Raw genomic sequence first — 18,218 nt, forward strand, 5'->3', positions numbered from 1 at the left:
AGGAAGGGGTCATGTCGCGGCGAGGGATTCAGGGGCAAGGGCTTCCGGACCCACTACCACGGCGGCCCGGTGGAAGGCGTCGAGGTTGCTCAGGCATAGCACCTGGCTGGCATTCTCGGCCGCCTCGTGCCGCGCCAGCACCAGCGCCGCCAGGGTGGCTACATGGCCACTCTGGCCGCAGGCCGCCGCCACGCTGAGTACGTCGTTGCTGAGATCGATATCGGGCAGCAGCGTGCCGGCATTGTTCATCAGTTCGATCATGCGGCTGGAGCGCTGGTCGGCATCGGCGTAGAGCCGCGTGATCGCGTCCGGGGCGACAGACGCCGCCGACATCGCCTTGCCGCCCAGCTCGGCCAGCAAGGTGGCATCGCCATGGCCGCGGCCATCCGCCGACTGGCCGCGCACGGCCATGCTGGCATGGTGCAGCAGTACCGGCGTGTCCGCCTGCAGCGCCGCCGCCTGGGCCGCATCGGCCAGCAGCAGGCCGGCCGCGCCTTCGCCGGGAATCTGCCCGCCCGGCTGGCCGGTATTGAACAGCAGGCCGCGCGAGGTCCAGTCATGCACGGTCAGCTCGCCGATATGCGAACCGCAGGCCAGCACGATGGCCAGGCACGGCAGCTCCTGCAAGGCCGCCTGCGCGGCCAGCTGTTCGATCAGCGCCAGCGGCCCGCTGTCGCTGGCCAGGTGCACGCTGAGCTTGTCGGCAGGCCAGCCTTGCTGTTGCGCCTGCCCGTGCAGCCAGGCGGCGCCCGTGTCGCGCTGCGGCTTGTTCCAATCGGGCGGCAACAGCAGATGCAGTTGCAGGGTCGGCAACGGCAGCGCGGCGCGCGATCCCGGTTGTGCCGCCTGGTAGTCGTCGAGCTGCGCGTGCATCGCCGCTTCCTGCATCAGTTCGGTCAATACCTCGGCGCCCAGCGCCAGTGCGCGCAGGTGTTCGGCATCGAAATGCGGTGCTGCGCCCGGCGCCGTATCGGCCGGACGGGTCTGCAGCCAGTCGTCCAGCAGGGCTTTCTGGCCATGTTCATCGAGGTCCGCCACGCGGGCGCTCATCACCGGGTAGCCTTGCGCGTCGGTCAGTTCCGGATCGAGTTCGGGACGCTGCTGCTTGTCCAGCAGCGCGGCCGCCAGTTCCGGCGCCGAGGCGCCACCCGGCATGCGCAGTGCGGCGGCGGCCAGGTGCAGCGGCGCGCGCGGCGCAGGGTCATTGCCGGGCGCCCCGGCGTCGCCGTCGGCGGCGTCAAACAGCGCCGGCACCGCAGCCGGCGCGGCCAGCCTCGTTACCAGTTTCTTGCCCAGCCACCAGCTGATGAGCAGCGCCAGCGGCAATGCCAGCATGCTGCCGGCCAGGTCGCCCGTCGATGGCATGCGCGTGCTGGTGCGCCAGTACCAGATCGCGCCGCCCCAGCATAAGGCGAACACGGCCAGTATCAGCAGGCTGCGCCGAAGCCACGGGCGCATCAGTGCGCTCCCTTGCAGTGGCGACCGGAGGTCATAGCTGATCCGTGGTGGCTTGCTGGCTGGCGATCAGCACCGCGCCACAACTGGTCTTGTCGCCCTGGCGGGCCACCGGCTTGCCATCGACGATCCAGCTGGCGTCGCCGCTGACGATGGGACAGATGCCATGGCCTGGCCGCGGGCACGACACCTTGTCGCCTACGCGCGCGATGCCGATGCCGCCGCTGTCCGTCACCGCCGAGGCCTCCAGCACGCTGCCGCCATGCGATGTCTTGTCGCCCAATCTGATTACGGGACCAGCCATATGTGCTCCTTCCAGTCATCGTTGTTTTTTCATTACACCAGGCACGCGCAGTTCGGTGTGGCCGAAGTCCATCATTTTCCAGCGGCCGCCCCATGTCATGCCGACCGATTCAGCCACTTCGCCATACAGCTGATAGCCGCGCATGGCCCATGGATCTTTCTCTGATATCACCAGCTTGCCGTCGCGCAAAAAGGCGCAATCGGCGGCCAGACCATACTGATGCCAGCTCTGGAACGCGGCCGCATTGGTGACATTGCTGCCCATGCCGGCCAGCATGTTTTGCCGTTCCGGACTGCGGTAACCTTCCAGGATGGCCATGTCGTAGCCATGTTTTTCCTTCATGATCTTGAACACCAGCAGCAGCCTTTGCGCGTATTCGGCATTGAGCAGCGTCCAGTTGCGGCTGGCCGATACCAGCATCGGCCGCACTTGCTGCACTTCCTCGGTGGCGAACACCAGCGGCGGCAGATCCACTGGCGGCACCAGCTGTTCCCCTTGCAGCAGGGCCGACACTTGCGTATTCATTTCGCGCGTCGACACCTCGTAGCCGCCCAACACGTTCTTGCTGCCTGCCAGCAAGGCGATCGCCGGTGGCAGGCACATCACCGCCGCACCGCCCAGAAACAGCAGGTAATGGCGGCGCACGAACGCCGCGCTGCCGAGCAAGGTGCTGGCGCCGCCACGGCGCAGCGTGTCCAGTCCGGCGTTCCTGCGCCGGGCCAGCCGCTCGAGCCGCGCCCCGATGCCCCGTTCGGCCGTCGCCAGCGCCCGCATCACCAGTTCGCGGCCGGATGGAAACAGCACGAGCCAGCTGATCAGGCATGCGAGTAAAAAATAGAGTGCCACCGCCAGTAGAAACACGCCCACCCCGTTCCAAAAAAGGCGCCAGGCATGGGCAGTTGAATGCCGCTGTGCCAGCGTTTGCGCTAATATTGCCGCTGAGTATATCTTACTAACTTGCTAATTACGGGGGCTTAGTTTCAATTGTGCGCCGGGTGCACACTGTTGATTTCCTAACATGCGTCACGCTTTTTTTTATTGTCGTAAGGTATTGCAAATATTGACAGGAGTTAAGATTTTGCCAAGCAATGACGACAGCCCGCGGCCATCGACACGGCCCAGCTTATTGACGCCCGCGCAACAGGCCGAGGCGGACCGTAGCCGTATCCTCAACCATCTCGAAGGCGGCAAGCGGCCTGCGCCCGTGCCGCTTGGCGGCAGGCGCGCCAGCCGGTGGCCGGTCTGGGGTGGCATGCTGGCCGGCGCCTTGCTGTTGCTGGCCACCGGCGCCTGGCTGGGACAACGCGAGACGGCGGCGGTGGAGGACCCGGGGTTGCGCAGCACGGCGCCGGCAGCGGAAACACCGGCCGCGGCCACCGCTCCCGTCACCGCCGCGGCCAGCATACGCGAAGAGGAACAGCCGGCGCCGCCGCGGCAGAGCTTGAGCGAAATGCTGGGCGCCGACCTGCCAGCTCCCGTCCCGGCGCCGGTGCCCGGTCCCAGGGATGTGCTGAGCAAGGCACTGGAAAGTCCGCAGAAGAACGCGCCCAAGCCGGCGCGCGCGCCGCAGAAAAAACCGCCAGCCAAACCGCTCAATCCCGCTGATAAGGCCAAGCCCGCCGCCACGCCGGAACAGGAAAGCGACGTAGCCCTCCTGGCCGCGCTGGTGTCGCATGCCCAGGCTGGCACGCCGCCCAAAAAAGCGCCGTCCAGCCTGCAAGCCCAGTTACAGCAATGCAGCAAGTTGAAACCGGCCGCCGCCGATAGCTGCCGGCAGCGAACTTGCGCCGGCCGTACCGGCAAGCCGCTATGCAAGGCCGCCAGGGCTGCGTCGAAAGGCGCGCAATGAGCGCAGCGCAGCTGGACCAGGTGGGCGCCGCGCTGGGAGCGTTCTCCAGCATCACGCGCTTGTACGAAATCAAGCTTGAAGGCGACAGCGCGCAGGATGCGGACCCGCTGCTGGTGGAAGCGTTCGCCTGCGACGAGCAGTTGCAGACGCCCGGCGCGCGCGATGTCATCGTGCTGTCGACCAGCGCGCAGCTGGCGCTGGCACCCATGCTGGGCAAGCTGGCCACGCTGCAAGTGAGCTTGTTTGATGGCAGCCGCGCCAGCTTCAGCGGCCACGTCAGCGAGGCGGCCATGCTGGGCAGCATGGGCGGCCTGGCGCGCTACCGGCTGCGCCTGACGCCCTGGTTGTGGCGGCTGGGCCAGGTGCGTAACAGCAGAGTCTGGCAAGACAAGAGCGTGATCGAGATCGTCGAGTCCGTGTTCCAGTCCTACGCGCCGGCGGCGCGGTGGCGCTGGAGCGATGACACGCGTCCGTTCATGGATGGCGCCGCGGCGCGCAGCTATTGCTGCCAGTACCGCGAGTCGGACCTCGATTTCGTCAGCCGCCTGCTGACCGAAGAAGGGCTGGCGTGGCGCTTCGAGGAACAGGAAGGCGGCCATTGCCTGGTGCTGTTTGCCGACAGCAGCAGCGACAGCGCGGTGCCGGAAGACGCGTCCAGCGCGGCCGGCGGCGGCATCCGCTTTCATGGCGCGCGCGCCGGCGAGCAGGGCGACACGCTGCAGGCGTTCAGCACGGCGCGTTCGCTGAACACGGCGCTGGCGACCGTGCTCAGTTATGACTACAAGGCCAAGCAGGCGGTCGCGGCCAGCGTGCCGACCCGGACGGCGGTGGGCGGCCAGCATGCGCCGCTGCTGGAAAGCTACGATACGCCGGGCCAGTATTACTATGCCGACTCGGCCCAGGCCAGCCGCTACGCGCTGTTGCGGATGCAATCGATCGAAGCGCGCAGCGAACGCTGCGTTGCCCGTTCGACGGTGCGCACCTTGCGCGCCGGCACGCGCTTCAGCCTGACGCAGGGACCGCTGCAGGCGGCGGGCGGCGATGCGCCGGCCCCCGCTTATACGGTGCTGCGCGTTTGCAGCGTGGGCGTCAACAACCTGCCGGCGCCGGCCAGGCAAGGTCTGGCCGAACTGTTCGGCCCGATCCCGGAACTGCTGCAGGAAAGCCTGGGCACGTTGAACCTGGGCCCGCGCCACATCGAACATTTTGAGCAGGTGATCGCCCAGGCGGTGGCCAGCGGCTACGCCAATCATCTGGAAGCGATTCCCGCCGCTACGCCGTGGCGCCCGGTGCTGGGTGAGAACGGATTGCGCCAGCATCCGAAACCGACCGCCTTCGGCAGCCAGAGCGCCATCGTCGTGGGAGCCGATGGCAATGACGCGGCCAGCGGCGCCGATGAAATATATTGCGACAGCCTGGGCCGGGTGCGCATCCGCTTTCACTGGCAGCAGGAGACTGGCGCAACTTGCTGGGTGCGGGTCGCGCAGCGCGCGGCCGGCGGCGGCATGGGCAGCCAGTTCCTGCCGCGCATCGGCCAGGAAGTGCTGGTGCAGTTCCTGGAAAACGATATCGACCGGCCCATCATCGTCGGCGCGCTGTATAACGGCCAGGGCGAGGGTGGCGGCGCGCCCACGCCGGGCGGCGCCACTGCTGCCCAGGCCGACACGGAGACATTGTTCGCGCCGGCCCACGACCATGGCGCAACAGCCCAGGGCAACCTGGCGGGCGGCAATAGCCCGCTATGGCATGGCGCCGCCGGGGCCAGCGCGGCGCACCGGAACGCCAGCGCGCAATGGGGCATCCGCAGCAAGGAGTTCGGCAAGGCGGGCGGCATGGCCGGCTACAACCAGCTGCTGTTCGACGACACCGACAGCCAGGGCCGGGTGCAGCTGAAAAGCAGCCATGCGGCCAGCGAACTGAGCCTGGGCCATCTGATCCACGCGGCCGACAATTACCGCGGCAGCCTGCGCGGCGCCGGCGCCGAGCTGCGCACGGACGCGTATGGCGCGGTGCGGGCGGGCGCAGGCCTGCTGGTATCCAGTTATGTACTCAACCATGGCGCCGGCGCGCGCGACCCGGCCGGCGACAATGCGCCCGGCATGGCGCTGCTCAAGCAGGCAGCCAAGCTGGGCGAGACCTTCAGCGCGGCGGCCGTCACGCACCAGGGCGTGGCCTATGCGGCGCATCTGGGGGCGACGGCGCCCGGCAGCAGTACGCTCGATGCGAAGGCCGCGCCGTTGCCGGCCTTCCTGACCAGTGCCTCGGGCATGCTGAGCCGCGACAGCGTGGCGGCCGCCAGGAGCGATGCGGCCGGCAAGCCCGTCGCGCCAGCCGACGACAAGCTGCCGCACAGCAGCGACGCCATCATCGCCGTGGCGGCCAAGGGGGGCCTGGGCGCGGTGGCTGGACAGGATTTGCAATTGTCGAATGGCGAAACGGTAACAGTGATGAGCGGGCTCGATACGCAGTTCGCCGGGGGCGGCAAGTGGCGATTGCACACGGGCCAGGCGATCGGTCTGCTGGGCGGCGTGGTCAAGCCGGGTGAGGGCGAGCTGGGCATGCAGCTGGTGGCGGCCAGCCAGCCCATCGAGGTGCAAGCCCAGTCCGACGAGATCAAGGTGCAGGCGCGCGAAGAGGTCAATGTCGTCAGCGCCAGCGCGCATATCGACTGGGCGGCGGCAAAAAGCATTCGCCTGTCCACGGCGGGCGGCGCCAACATCACCATCGAGGGCGGCAATATCACGATCCAGTGCCCCGGGAAGATCACGGTGTTTGCAGGCAAGAAAAGTTTTCTGGGGCCGACAGGACTCGGTTATCCATTGCCCCGTCTGCCGCGTTCCGAACTGGCGTTGCGGCCGTTGAAATTCTTGCTGCGCCTGGCAGACACGCCGGGGCTGAAAGGCCATGCGCTGGCGCACACGCCGTGGAAGATCACCCATGGCGCGCAGCCCGACGGCATGGATTTCATCGACGACGACAAGCTGGTAGCGCAGGGCAAGACCGATGCATCGGGGAATATCAAGCTCAGCGATGCGGAGGAAGAAAAGCTTGCCGCCGTCTATGCGAGCAATCCGGACCATACATGGATCGTGTATCCGGGCCACAGCGTGCGGCTGAACGTGGAAACCGAATCGCCCGACTGGACCGACAAGGAAAAGCTGTTCCATGCGATGCAGGCGGCAGACTTCAGCGCCGGGCGCTATGCCACCATCTTCGAGGCGGCCGCCGGGCCGCAGGCGCGCTATGCGAAAGAAGCGCTGGCCTCGCTTACCCTGAAAAACATCCTGCCGAAGGTGAAAGTCTGATGCTGACATTTTCCTTCCATGCAAGCCAACCGGCGACACACTGCGACATGCGTCATGACAAATAAAAATATCTCCCAGCTGACGGGCAAGGACGGTACGCCGAGCGCGCCGGCCACGTCGGCGCCCGGCTGTTTCGTGCACGATGGCGAAGAACTGCCGAATTTCCCCGAGCAAAAGTGGGGCAGCATCTTTTCGGAACAGCAAAAGGGCAACCAGGTCGAATTCTATGTCACCGGCGAAGAGTATTTCACGGCAGTGGCGAAAGCCATCGAAGGCGCCAAGAAATCGATTTTTATTACGGGCTGGCAAGTCAATTTCGATGTCGAACTGACGGCGAGCAAGACCTTGTTCGAATGCCTGGAAACGGCGATAAGCAATCCCCACCGTCCGAAAGTGTATGTGATGCCGTGGCTTTCGCCCAAGGTCGGAGTCGATACGGGCGACTTCGAAACCGTGCTGGCGATCTTCCAGCTCAATGCAGGCGTCGGCGGCCCCGCCAAGGCCTTCGCCTTGCCGGCGATCGCCCAGAGCGACATGGAAGGCATGCTGGGCATCGGCTTTTCCCATCACCAGAAACTCGTGGTGATCGACAATGAGCGCGCGTTTGTCGGCGGCATCGACCTTGCCTATGGCCGTCGCGACAACGGCAAGTTCGCCCTCAGCCACGGCACGCGCAAGGGCAACGAGGTGTACAACACCTGCATCCCGGCCATCGAGCCGATGAACCATGAAGCGCAAACGGCCTACCTGACGCGCGCCGAACTGCTGGCCGGTTGCATCGGCGGAAAAGTCGGTGGCGCGGCCACGTTTGCCACCTCGGCAACGATCAGGCCGATCGCCGTCGCGCTCGACGTGGTGCAGGACGCCAAGGATGGTATCGCGCGGATATCGAGGAATATTTCCGCCAAATGGGATGCGATCGACCTGATGCCCGACTTTATCGGCAAGCTGCAAGACATACCGATCGATGTCGCGCAGGATATATCGCGCTGGGCTTACGGCCAGCTCGACAAAGGCTTGCGCGACAAGGTCGATGCCGTGCGCACCACGGGCAGCGCGCATGTGATCGACGGCGGCACGGCGCTGATGTCCTGGCTGAACGCCGGCTCGCTGAACAAGCTGCCGCCCGAATTGCGCAGCGGCACGGTCAAGCTGATCGAGACTTTCGTGATCGGCGTCCTCACTTATCTGTCGACCTTGGCCGACGCGCGTCCCACGCGCTATGAAAACCTGAAAAAATTGCGCAAGATCATGCCGACCGGGGCCAAGACCTTCGCCGCCACGCAGCCGCGCATGCCATGGCACGATGTGCATGCGGCCATCGTCGGGCCGTCGGTCAGCGACTTGAGCCGCAATTTCATCGAGCGCTGGAACGGCATTGCCCAGCGATATGAAAAATCGTACCAGGCCAGCATGCCGCCTTCGCTGATCAAGATGTTCCAGGCGCTGGGCATGTCCGGCACGCCCAGGCTGGTCTTGCAGCGCATCGCCGCCGCGCCGCCGCCCAAAACGCCTGCGAAGCCGCCCGGCGATGCCTGGGTGCAAGTGTTGCGCAGCGCGCCGATGAGGTTGCTCAATGACGAGCTGGCCGCACATGCGCGCGGCAGCAAACCCGCGGCCAGGCCGGAATGGCCGCAGAACAACTGTCTGAAGGCGATGTTGACGGCAATTAATGGGGCGCAGAAGTTCATCTATATCGAAGGCCAGTTTTTCCAGTCGGAATATGGCAGCGATGCGAGCAAGACCAGGCCGCTGTCCGGTCCGATGGCGGCGCTGCTCGACATCAGCAAGTCGCCGGCCTATGAAAAGTATGCGCGGCAGCTCGGCGTGTATGGCGTGCCGCCGGCAGACATGATCGACAAGCTGATCTGGTCGCAGATCGACGATGTCAAGGCCGACATTACCGGTGGCGGCAGCGATTTCATGGCCGATCTGTTCAATGTGATGAGCAACTACGCCGATATCACCTCGACCCGCATGATGGGCAAGGAAGAGCCAGGCATCCTCAATCCGATCGGCCTGGCATTGTCGCAGCGCATCGAGCGGGCTATCAACGATGGCTTGCCTTTCCATGTCTACATGGTGCTGCCGGTGCATCCGGAAGGCACGCTCGACACCCTCAATATCATGACGCAGCTGCATTTGACGATGCAATCGCTGGTGTTCGGCAAGGATAGCCTGGTCAACCGGATCCGGCGCGCCATCCTGGTGCGGGATCTGCGCAAGAGCAAAAAGCTGGGGGCGGAAGAGGCCAGGAAAACCGTTGCCGGCTACGCGCCGGACCGCCTGGCCGAACTGGCCGGCGACAAGTGGACCAGCTACCTGACCTTGCTCAACTTGCGTTCCTGGGAAACCCTGGGCCCGCGTCACGTGACGGAGCAGATTTATGTGCACTCCAAGCTGCTGATCGCCGACGACCGGGTGGCGATCCTGGGCAGCGCCAATATCAACGACCGCAGCCAGCTGGGCGGGCGCGATTCGGAACTGGCGGTCGTCGTCAGGGATGACAATCAGACCGATGTCGAGCTCGATGGTGTCGATAGCGACAAGGTCAGCGTCAACGTGCATGACTTGCGGGTGCGCCTGTGGAAAAAACTGTTCGGCCTGACCGATGGCGCCACCCCGGCCAAGGGCTTGATCAAGCACCTGTTGCGTCCGGCGGCTCCGGACACTTGGGAGGCGATTCAAAAATTGGCGCTGGCCAATGCGGAAGCGTATGCCAAGGCCTTCGCTTTCCTGGCCCGCCCAAGCGGCAAGCCCAGTTCGATCTGGCCCACCTGGAATGCCAGGACGCGCAGCCTGGAACACCACATGCCGTTCCACGAGCGCTTCTGGCGTGATGCCGATATCTTGCGCGACAAATCGCATTCCTGGGAGGCGCAAACGCGCGCGCCCGAATCGGCGCCGGTGGGTGTCGAGGGATTTATCGTGGCCTTGCCGGTCACCTGGACGGCAGGCGAAAACAATATTTCAGGCATGAATCTGACCCTGCTGGCCCATCAGGAGAAGAAACCGCCGCGCGATGCAGACCATCCATTGCCGCAAGAAACCTACGCCCAGGTTGAATCAGGCAAGCGCCCGCCAGCCGGGCAGGGCGAAAGCTCGGCTTGAAGAATAGTGCTTTTTTTGATTGGTAGCCATGATGATAGTTTGTCTTCCGCGTTTTGCCGCACGCCATCTCGCCACTCTCCTGCTGTTTGCCGGCGCGTATGGCGAAGGCATGGCCGCCAACCAGGCCGATCCGGCGGCGCCATCGCGCAGGCCCACGGCGCAGGAACTGATGCAAGCGACCGCGCCCGGGTACGCGACGCCGGCCGGCATGGCGCGCGAGTGCCTGGGGCGGCTGGTGTTCGACGTGCATGCACCGGTACAGTGGCCGACCCGCTACAAGGACGCTTCCGACACGGGCATCTTTTACCGGTCTTTCAGCGAAGACGTATTTCACCAGGGTGATGAGATACAGGTTGGAAATGTCCGCATCGGTGTGCTGGGGCCGCTAGGCAAGGAAGATATGGCCGCCTTGCGGGAAGCCATGCCGCAACCCAGGATCGACCGCCTGCAGGCGCTGCTCAAGGACGATGAGGCGGAACTGGCCGCATTGAAAGGCCAGCCCGCCAACGCGAAGACCCGCCAGGCGAGCTATCTGGCGCAGAAGTCGCTCACCGGCAGGCAGGCGCAGATCAAGGAACTGCAAAGCAACTACCAGACATTTGATTCCGGCCTGCCGGACAGTGACGGTTACCGCAGCAGCGAAGGTTCGGGAACGGCCAACCCCACCCGCTATTCCATCTATCGCAGCCACCTGAAGCGCGGCGAGTATGTGTATGTGTTTGAATCCATGCAAGAAATACGCGACAACAATAGCGAGGCGGCGCATGGCCAGCAGTTCATCCGCTTCCTGAAAAGCTTCCGCCCGCGCGCCGCCAATGAAGTGCCGAAAGAGCTGGGCCTGTGCATTCCGCATGGCTTTATCGCTGACGATGGCAAGACGGTCAGCGCTATCAAGCAGTCCTTGCGCTGGCCCGACGCGCCCGGCGTGTTGTATACGATCAGCACCGGCAACGTCGATCCGCGCGCCTTGAAGGTGCCGCTGGTCCAGGCGGTCGCCACCGGCGGCATCGGCCAGTTCGGCAGCCGCGGCGAGCAGGAAGCCAAGCCTTTCATTGTCGAGCGCATCGCGCCCCGTAGCGTCCGCATCGGCGCGCTGACGGCGCAGCAGGGCGGCGTGGCGCTGAAAGTGGAGCGGCCAGGCAGCGCGCCGTTTGAAACCTATACGGTATTCACCGGTTACGCGGGATGGCTGGGCACGGCGGTGCTGCCCTACATCCTGATCGAACTTGGCAGCCGCAGCATGGAGCAGGCACCGGAACTGAAGCAGAATCCGCCGCCGTTCAAGAGCAGCTACGCGCGCCTGGAAACCTTGTTGAAGAGTACGCATTTGCGGCCCACCGAACCGGCCATGCCGGAGTTCCGCGGTCTGAGCGGCACGCAATGATTGCTGAGCCGAGATTTCAATCGAAACACTCTTGCTATAAAAAAATTTCTAGGGTGTAATGGCTTCGATAAAAATGCTTATTTACTAATTTTGTGCGGGAAGCCGCGTGATGGAGTTCCGGATGTCCATGTCCTTGCCCGCCAGTTTCACGCAAGCCAGCAGATTGCTACAGCTGACCACGCCCCTCGGCGCCGACCGCCTGCTGGCGGAATGCGTGCGCGGCGAGGAAGGCTTGAGCACAGGCTTCGTGTTCCAGATCGCGGCCCTGTCGACGGACGCCGCCATTTCCTTGCGTACCCTGATTGGCCAGCCGGCCCTGCTGCAATTGCTGACCGCTACCAGCGCCGACGCGCTGCGCCCGTTCCACGGCCATATCACCGCCGTCGAGCTGGTTGGCGCGAACGGCGGCATGGCGCGCTATCACCTGACCCTGGAACCGTGGAGCGCGTTTCTTGCCCACGGCCGCGACAGCCGCGTGTTCCAGGACATGACGGTATTCGACATCCTCGACGCGCTGTTTGCCGCTTACCAGGCGCAGGGCAAGCTGGCGCCGGCCTGGCGTTTCGATATCCTCGACCGCGCGGCATACCCGAAGCGCAGCCTGAGCACCCAGTACCAGGAAAGCGACTGGGCCTACGCGCAGCGCCTGATGCACGAGGAAGGGCTGTTCTATTACTACGAACACGGCGGCGATCCCGGCAGCCCCAGCCTGGGCAGCCACTGCCTGGTGATCGCGGACCATAACGGCGCGTTCAAGCCGAATGCCCAGAGCAGCATCAATTTCACGCAGCCGGGCGCCGTCATGAAGGTTGACAGCATCGACCGCTGGCGCACCGAATTGCGCCAGCAGACCAATGCGATCGAAATGGGCAGCTGGGACTACCGCTCGCTCGACCAGCGTGTTGCCAGCGCGGCCGGCCAGGTGCAGGGCGTGGAGCTGCTCAGCCGCGACGCGCCCGGGGCCTATGCCTATGCCTCGCGTGAGCAGGGCCAGCGCATCGCGCGCAACCAGTTGCAGGCGCTGGAAGCGGGCAAGGAAGTCCACGTGGCGGCCGGTACCGTGCGTACCTTGTCGCCGGGCACCACGTTTAGCTTGCAGGGGCAGCCGGTGTTCGACCAGGCGGGCAGCGACGACGAACGCAGCTTCCTGATCGCGCGCACGGTCCACCTGATGCACAACAACCTGAGCGCGGATCTGCAGTCGTCCATTGTGCAGACGCTCAAGACGGGCTTGCTCGATGCGGCCATCCGCAAGGAGCAAGCCGGCAGCCTGCACCGCATGCCCGCGCTGCTGGGCGCCATTGCCGAGCGGCCCCTGTACCGCAACCGCATCGATGCCATCCGCAGCAATATTCCTTATCGCGCCAGCGGCAAGGACCAGCATGGCCAGCTGCTGCATCCGCGCCCGACCGTGCATGGCCAGCAGACGGCCGTCGTGGTGGGTCCGGCCGGCGCCGTGATTCACACCGACCGCGACCACCGCATCAAGGTGCAATTTCACTGGCAGCGCGGTGTCATGAGCCACAGCCGCCTCGACCATCCGCCAGGCGGCAAGCATACCGGCGCGCCTGGCGACGACAGTGCCGGCACCTGGGTGCGCGTGGCCTCCACGATGGCGCCGGTGGCGGGCGCCAACTGGGGCGGACATGCCTTGCCGCGCATCGGCCAGGAAGTATTGATCGATTTCCTGGAAGGCAATATCGACCGGCCGCTGGTGATCGGTACCGTTTACAACGGCCAAGGCACGGCCGATGCCCAGAATAACCGCGTGGCCCATGGCGCCGGGCCGGCCACCGGCAATGCGCCGGCCTGGTTTCCGGGGGAAGCGGGCGCGCATGCCCACCCGGCCGCACTGTCCGGCATCAAGAGCCAGGCCATGCAGGCCAGCCAGCAGGGCGGCGCGGCGTACAGCCAGCTGGTATTCGACGACAGCCCGGGCCAGCCGCGCGTGGCGCTGCAGCGCCATGCCGGCGCACACCAGGGTACTGCCGAGCTGAACCTGGGACACTTGCGCCATCAGACGGACAACCAGCGGCTGGCCGCCGCCGGCTTCGGGGCGGAACTGAAAACCGAGCACAGCGCCGCGCTGCGTGCGGGGCAGGGACTGCTGCTGTCGACCGACGGGCGCACCAATGCCAGCGGCACGCAGATGGATACCAAGGAAGCCACGGCCCAGATCGAACAAAGCCTGGCCTTGCTGACATCGCTTGCCGAGACGGCGCAAAAGCACAAGGCTGTGTTAGGCGGTGGGCAAGGCCAGGCCGAAGCGGCGCCCGATACGCTGTCGGCGCTGAAGCAATTGGCGAACAGCATCGAAATGCTCAAGGGCACGGCGGGCACGGGCGATGGCCAGGCGACGGCCTATGGCGCGCCGCAGCTGCAATTGTCCAGTCCGGCCGGCATCGCCGCGACCACGCCGCTCAACGCGCTTTTTGCCGCCGGCAATACCAGCAGCATCGCGGCAGGGCAGGATATCAATTTCGGCGCGCAAGGCAACCATTTCCATGCGATCAGTTCCGGCATCAGCCTGTTTACTTATGGCAAGGCCAGCAAGCCCGACAAACCCAACCAGGAAACGGGCATTCGCCTGCACGCGGCCAGCGGCAAGGTCAGCAGCCAGAGCCAGTCCGATGAAACAAAATTAACCGCAGACAAGGCCGTGACCGTTGCCAGCGTCAGCAAAAGCGTCAATATCAACGGCAAGCAGCATGTGCTGATGACGGTGCAGGGCGCCTATATCAAGCTCGAAGGCGGCAATATCGAGATTCATGGGCCCGGCAAGATGGAATTCAAGGCCGGCATGAAGGAGCTCACGGGGCCGGCCAGCGCCAGTCCTGCCCCTTTGGCCTTGCCGGCAGGACAATTGAAAGGCTGTGCACTGAAACTGCTCGATGCCACGCAGGCGGGAGCGGCCAGTGTCAAACGATAAAGTGTCATCGCCTGCCCTGTCTTCGGCGGGGGGATCGACGGCGCGCGCCGATGAAGTGCTCTATAACGTGGCCCGCGGCTATGACAGGACCGTCGTCCTGATCGACCAGTTCATCGACAATCCTTTGCGCGAGGCGATCGAGGCTCTGTCGCCGCCCGCGGCCAGCGTGCTGCTCGATGACCCGATCTTCCAGGATGACTTGCAGCGCGCACCGATGCTGCTCGCGTTGTCAAACAAGCGGCCCGAGCACTATGCGCTGGTCGAATATAGTTTGAAGCTGGCGCAAGAGCAGCATGCCGAACCGGGCGCAGTACCCCGGATCTGTGCCTGGCTATTTAGTCACGTGACGCTGGAACGTCTGCGTAGCGCCATGCTGGCGCGCCTGAATGTGCGCTATGCGTCCGGCGATGCCGTTTACCTGCGCTATTTCGACCCTCGCGTCATGCCGCATCTGGCGAGACTGTTTCCGTCATCTACTGCAGGCGTGTCGGGGCGCAGCAGTTTTGACGATCTGCTCGGCCCTGTCGAGAGATGGTGCCAGCTCGACCGAGATGGGCAGCTGATCCAGCATGGCAATGCGCAACCGGTGTCGGCAGTGCAAGACATTCCCCTGCGCATCGATGAGCCAACCAGGCAGGCGATGGAGCGCATCGAGCAGATCAATCTGGTAGTGCGCATCCTGAGCGCCAGGCAAACGGCAATCGGGCCAGGCATCGATGCGCAAATCGACCACCATCTTGTCTACAGCGCAAGTGCGAGCCTGGACCAGCCTGATGACCAGATCGCCTATGCCTGGCGCGCCGTCGCACACGGCCAGGCATTCACCATGCACCCCGCCCTAGGGGAACTGATGCGGATGGCAGCCACGCAAGGCTTGCCGCTGGACATAGTATTAAACGCCCATCTTCATTCCCTGACTTGATGCCCAGCAGGATGACCGCGTGCCGCCCACTCAACAGGAAGAGCGATGAAAGACTGTAAATTTTGCGATAAAAACGGCTTGTTCATTTTGCCCTTGCGTTATGCGGCAGTGGTGGGCGAGGGCGCGGCGAATCATGTGCCAGCCTTGCCCGGCAAGCTAGGCGACAAGGTAAAGCACATCACGCTGGAAAACGCCAGCTATGCGCCGCGCCTGCTGCGCGCCGGTTTCCTGTACGTGCTGATCAAGCGGTCGGGATTGCTGTATTGGGAAGGCTATTTTGCCGACGACGACGCCTTCCTGTCCAAATTCCCCGTCGATTCGCCACCATCGGCGGCCGTGAATTTTTCTTGCGACCGCACCACCTGCGGCATCAACGCCAGCCTGATCGCGATCGACAAGATCGAGTTTGTCGAAAAAATTTATCTGTTGTTCACGCCGACTGCCATGACGAGAGAGCGGTTGGACGCGTATGCGGCCAATGCCGAGGCCAGCGTTAAAAAAGGACAAATGCAGGTTTTTCTGCCAAAGGAATGGGCGGCGGGCAGTACCGAACAGCCGCACAGCCTGAAGCCTGAAGAGCTTGGCAAATACGTCCCTGAGGCCGTGCTCGCCCGGCAGTATCAAAATGCCGGCAAGAGCCCTTTGGGAAAAATTCTCATGCAGCAGCTTTACATGGCAAGTTGCGATGCTTATGAAGGCATAGCCAATCTTCCACTGGCGACGCCGGGCGGCCGGATCGGAAAGCTGGAAGAGAAAATGGTAGCGACCAAGGCGGCAGCGTTTGCTGTGTTTGACCCAATCGGCATCACGCAGGAATTGAACGATTTTCGTAATGCAGCACTGCAACCGCTTGAGAATTTTCTTGAGCAGGTGGACAAGGAAAAAGTCAGCAATCGGCGGAAGATGGACGTTATGGTTGGCATTGATGATGTCAAGGACTGTGTCATCAAATACGGCGTGGAAATCAGAAAGAAAAATCTCGATGACATGGATTCGAGGGCGCTTCCGGATATTAATAAAAATAACGCCGAAATGCTCAGGAAATTAAATCGTGTAAAAGAAGCTGAAATAATTGAAGAGAGAATAAGAAAAACTTCTGAAGCGCGGGAGAGACGGCGCGAGCAGCTTCTTGCGGGCAGTGAGCAGGATGCGCGCGATAAATTTGAAAAGAAATATGAATCGCTCATCTCTGTTTCTGAAATTGATTTGCTTCGGAAAACGCTGGATAAACTGTCGAAAGAAGCGGAAGCAACATCGAGGAAGAGAACTGCCGATCACGTCAAGTGGGTGATGTCCACGGAACTGGTTGAGGCATTTGATAGTTATGATGAAGAAAATATCAGCAGCGGGTTTTGCTTTAATTTTGAATACTCCCGGTGCGTGTTTGGCATGTTCTCGGGTAAGGAAAATGAGCCTGTTCTTAAAAATTGGATGGATGTCAATTCCATTGAAAGAAAAAATTTGTACATGCGTTCAAATTTTTACAATCACAAATCTTTATACGATGCTGCGGAAAAAGCTTTCAAGGACGCTAAAGACCAGGTCGAGGCTGCAGGAGACATTTCAAAAGTACAGGCTGCACCGTGGTTAAAGGCCTGCAAAGGCCTGATTGATTCCTTTAAAAAAATTGATTCCGCATGGGATGAATGGTTGCGTGATGGTGAAATTCTTAAGATTCACAATAATGATCCAAATGCCAAGAAGAATAAATCGATTCGTAATCTGTCAAAATATCACCGTACTATTGAAGGAATGGCATTTGCAAAAATATCGGAGTGGACCCAAGCACTGTCCACCAAAAGCGGGAAGCTGGACAAGGCAATTTCCAGCATTGTCGGTGTATTGCTGTACTCAAAATTGGCGGATCTGGCTGAAAAAATAACCTTCGAGGAATTGATGGCTCCTCTGAAACAGAAAAATATTGATGAATTAAGAGAAAAATCAAAGAAATACGCTGAAACGCTGAAAACGGAAAATAAAAAAAATAAATTAGAGCAGAAAATAGAAAATAAAGCTGAGCGCATGGCGCGAGCGGAGGCCACCAGAATTGCTCAGGCAGATGCGGCAAAAGTGGAAGGTAGCATAGGAAAACTGATAGAGGATGAGCAGATAAAGGTAAAAAATAAGGTCAAGATTGCATTGGATGAATTGGACGTAGGGAAACGGCCCGAGACCAATAATTTTCGCCATGCCCGCATTGGTGTCCTTTTAATGTCAATCGAAAGCCTTTCCCTGGCAACAAAATTGCCTCATTTTTTCGATTCCCCCAGGCTGCAGGCTGAGGTGGCAGCTTCAATATTTTCATTGAGCAGTATGTCATTTGATCTGGCTTATTCTGTGACAAAATCTATAAGGGAAATTTCTCCTTACAACAAGATTTCGGGCATAAATAAGGGCGCAGATATTATTCGTGGTGGCTTTAAAATGGCTGCGGGAATTCTTGGGGCACTTTCTGGTGCAATTATATTTTGGTTGGATGTTCTTTCCGCTCATGAAGAGAGCAAAAAGGAAAGAACTGATAGAATTCTGGTGGGAATTTATGCGGGGAGGGCATTTCTGGGTCTGGGTAACATAGGTTTAGGTTTGGCCGCAGCATTTTCGTATTCCGCTCCTTTAATGTCGCGATTGGCCGGATCGTTATTGGCGAGAAATTCAAGTCTTTCCCTGAATATGGCAAAATTTCTTGTCGGAACTGCTGCACTTGCTAAAAAGGTGGCAGACGGGAGAACCCTTTTATTAATACGATTGGCCCGGTTTAATCTGATTGGCTTAGGGATAACAGTGGTCGAAGTCGGATATCGGGTATGGATCATGGACGATGATCTGGAGAATTGGTTTCAAGCATGCAGTTTCAGGAAGAGAAGAGGTTTATTCAGTGAAAAGCCGTTTGATTCTGTTGAGAAAGAATTAATGGAGTTGCAGAAGGCATTCAAAACGGTTCAATCATAACTTTTAGGAA

General features: G+C 61.8%; 10 protein-coding genes. 7 read left to right on the forward strand and 3 right to left on the reverse strand.

Annotated elements, in window-relative coordinates; genetic code table 11:
• Window positions 1–9: 9 nt before the first annotated feature.
• Genes CSQ92_RS04925 through CSQ92_RS04935 form a run of 3 tightly spaced genes read right to left on the reverse strand, consistent with a single transcriptional unit; the run spans window position 10 to window position 2,620 of the window.
• A complete protein-coding gene (locus tag CSQ92_RS04925; protein WP_099393378.1) occupies window positions 10–1,458 on the reverse strand; it encodes a hypothetical protein in 1,449 nt (482 codons plus the stop codon).
• A 31-nt stretch (window positions 1,459–1,489) separates the two neighbouring features.
• Complete coding sequence (locus CSQ92_RS04930) at window positions 1,490–1,759, reverse strand: PAAR domain-containing protein (protein WP_034788054.1); 270 nt, start codon at window positions 1,757–1,759, stop codon at window positions 1,490–1,492.
• A gap of 15 nt (window positions 1,760–1,774) precedes the next feature.
• On the reverse strand, window positions 1,775–2,620 hold the full coding sequence (locus CSQ92_RS04935; protein ID WP_034788266.1) for a M15 family metallopeptidase: 846 nt from the start codon (window positions 2,618–2,620) through the stop codon (window positions 1,775–1,777).
• Window positions 2,621–2,837: 217 nt separating this feature from the next.
• Between CSQ92_RS04935 and CSQ92_RS04940 the strand changes: the two genes are divergently transcribed.
• From CSQ92_RS04940 to CSQ92_RS04970, 7 genes are all read left to right on the forward strand, one after another.
• Window positions 2,838–3,608 carry a hypothetical protein gene (locus CSQ92_RS04940; RefSeq protein WP_143450278.1) on the forward strand — a complete coding sequence of 257 codons (771 nt, stop codon included), beginning with the start codon at window positions 2,838–2,840 and terminating at the stop codon, window positions 3,606–3,608.
• Window positions 3,605–6,913: a type VI secretion system Vgr family protein gene (locus CSQ92_RS04945; RefSeq protein ID WP_099393380.1), complete on the forward strand. Its 3,309-nt coding sequence runs from the start codon at window positions 3,605–3,607 to the stop codon at window positions 6,911–6,913. Before CSQ92_RS04940 ends, CSQ92_RS04945 begins: the two co-directional genes overlap by 4 nt.
• Window positions 6,914–6,967: 54 nt before the next feature.
• Entirely contained in the window at window positions 6,968–10,024 is a 3,057-nt protein-coding gene (locus CSQ92_RS04950; RefSeq protein WP_180276932.1) for a phospholipase, read from the forward strand.
• Between the two features lie 28 nt (window positions 10,025–10,052).
• On the forward strand, window positions 10,053–11,408 hold the full coding sequence (locus CSQ92_RS04955; protein ID WP_143450279.1) for a T6SS immunity protein Tli4 family protein: 1,356 nt from the start codon (window positions 10,053–10,055) through the stop codon (window positions 11,406–11,408).
• A gap of 121 nt (window positions 11,409–11,529) precedes the next feature.
• Window positions 11,530–14,337, forward strand: coding sequence for a type VI secretion system Vgr family protein (locus tag CSQ92_RS04960; protein WP_257219123.1), 2,808 nt, complete (start codon window positions 11,530–11,532; stop codon window positions 14,335–14,337).
• Window positions 14,324–15,259 carry a DUF4123 domain-containing protein gene (locus CSQ92_RS04965; RefSeq protein WP_180276933.1) on the forward strand — a complete coding sequence of 312 codons (936 nt, stop codon included), beginning with the start codon at window positions 14,324–14,326 and terminating at the stop codon, window positions 15,257–15,259. The genes CSQ92_RS04960 and CSQ92_RS04965 overlap by 14 nt, the downstream gene beginning before the upstream one ends.
• A 45-nt stretch (window positions 15,260–15,304) precedes the next feature.
• Entirely contained in the window at window positions 15,305–18,208 is a 2,904-nt protein-coding gene (locus tag CSQ92_RS04970; protein ID WP_099393385.1) for a T6SS effector BTH_I2691 family protein, read from the forward strand.
• Window positions 18,209–18,218: the final 10 nt, after the last annotated feature.

Origin of the sequence: Janthinobacterium sp. BJB446 (genome assembly GCF_002735655.1) — a bacterium.
Lineage (GTDB): Bacteria > Pseudomonadota > Gammaproteobacteria > Burkholderiales > Burkholderiaceae_D > Janthinobacterium > Janthinobacterium lividum.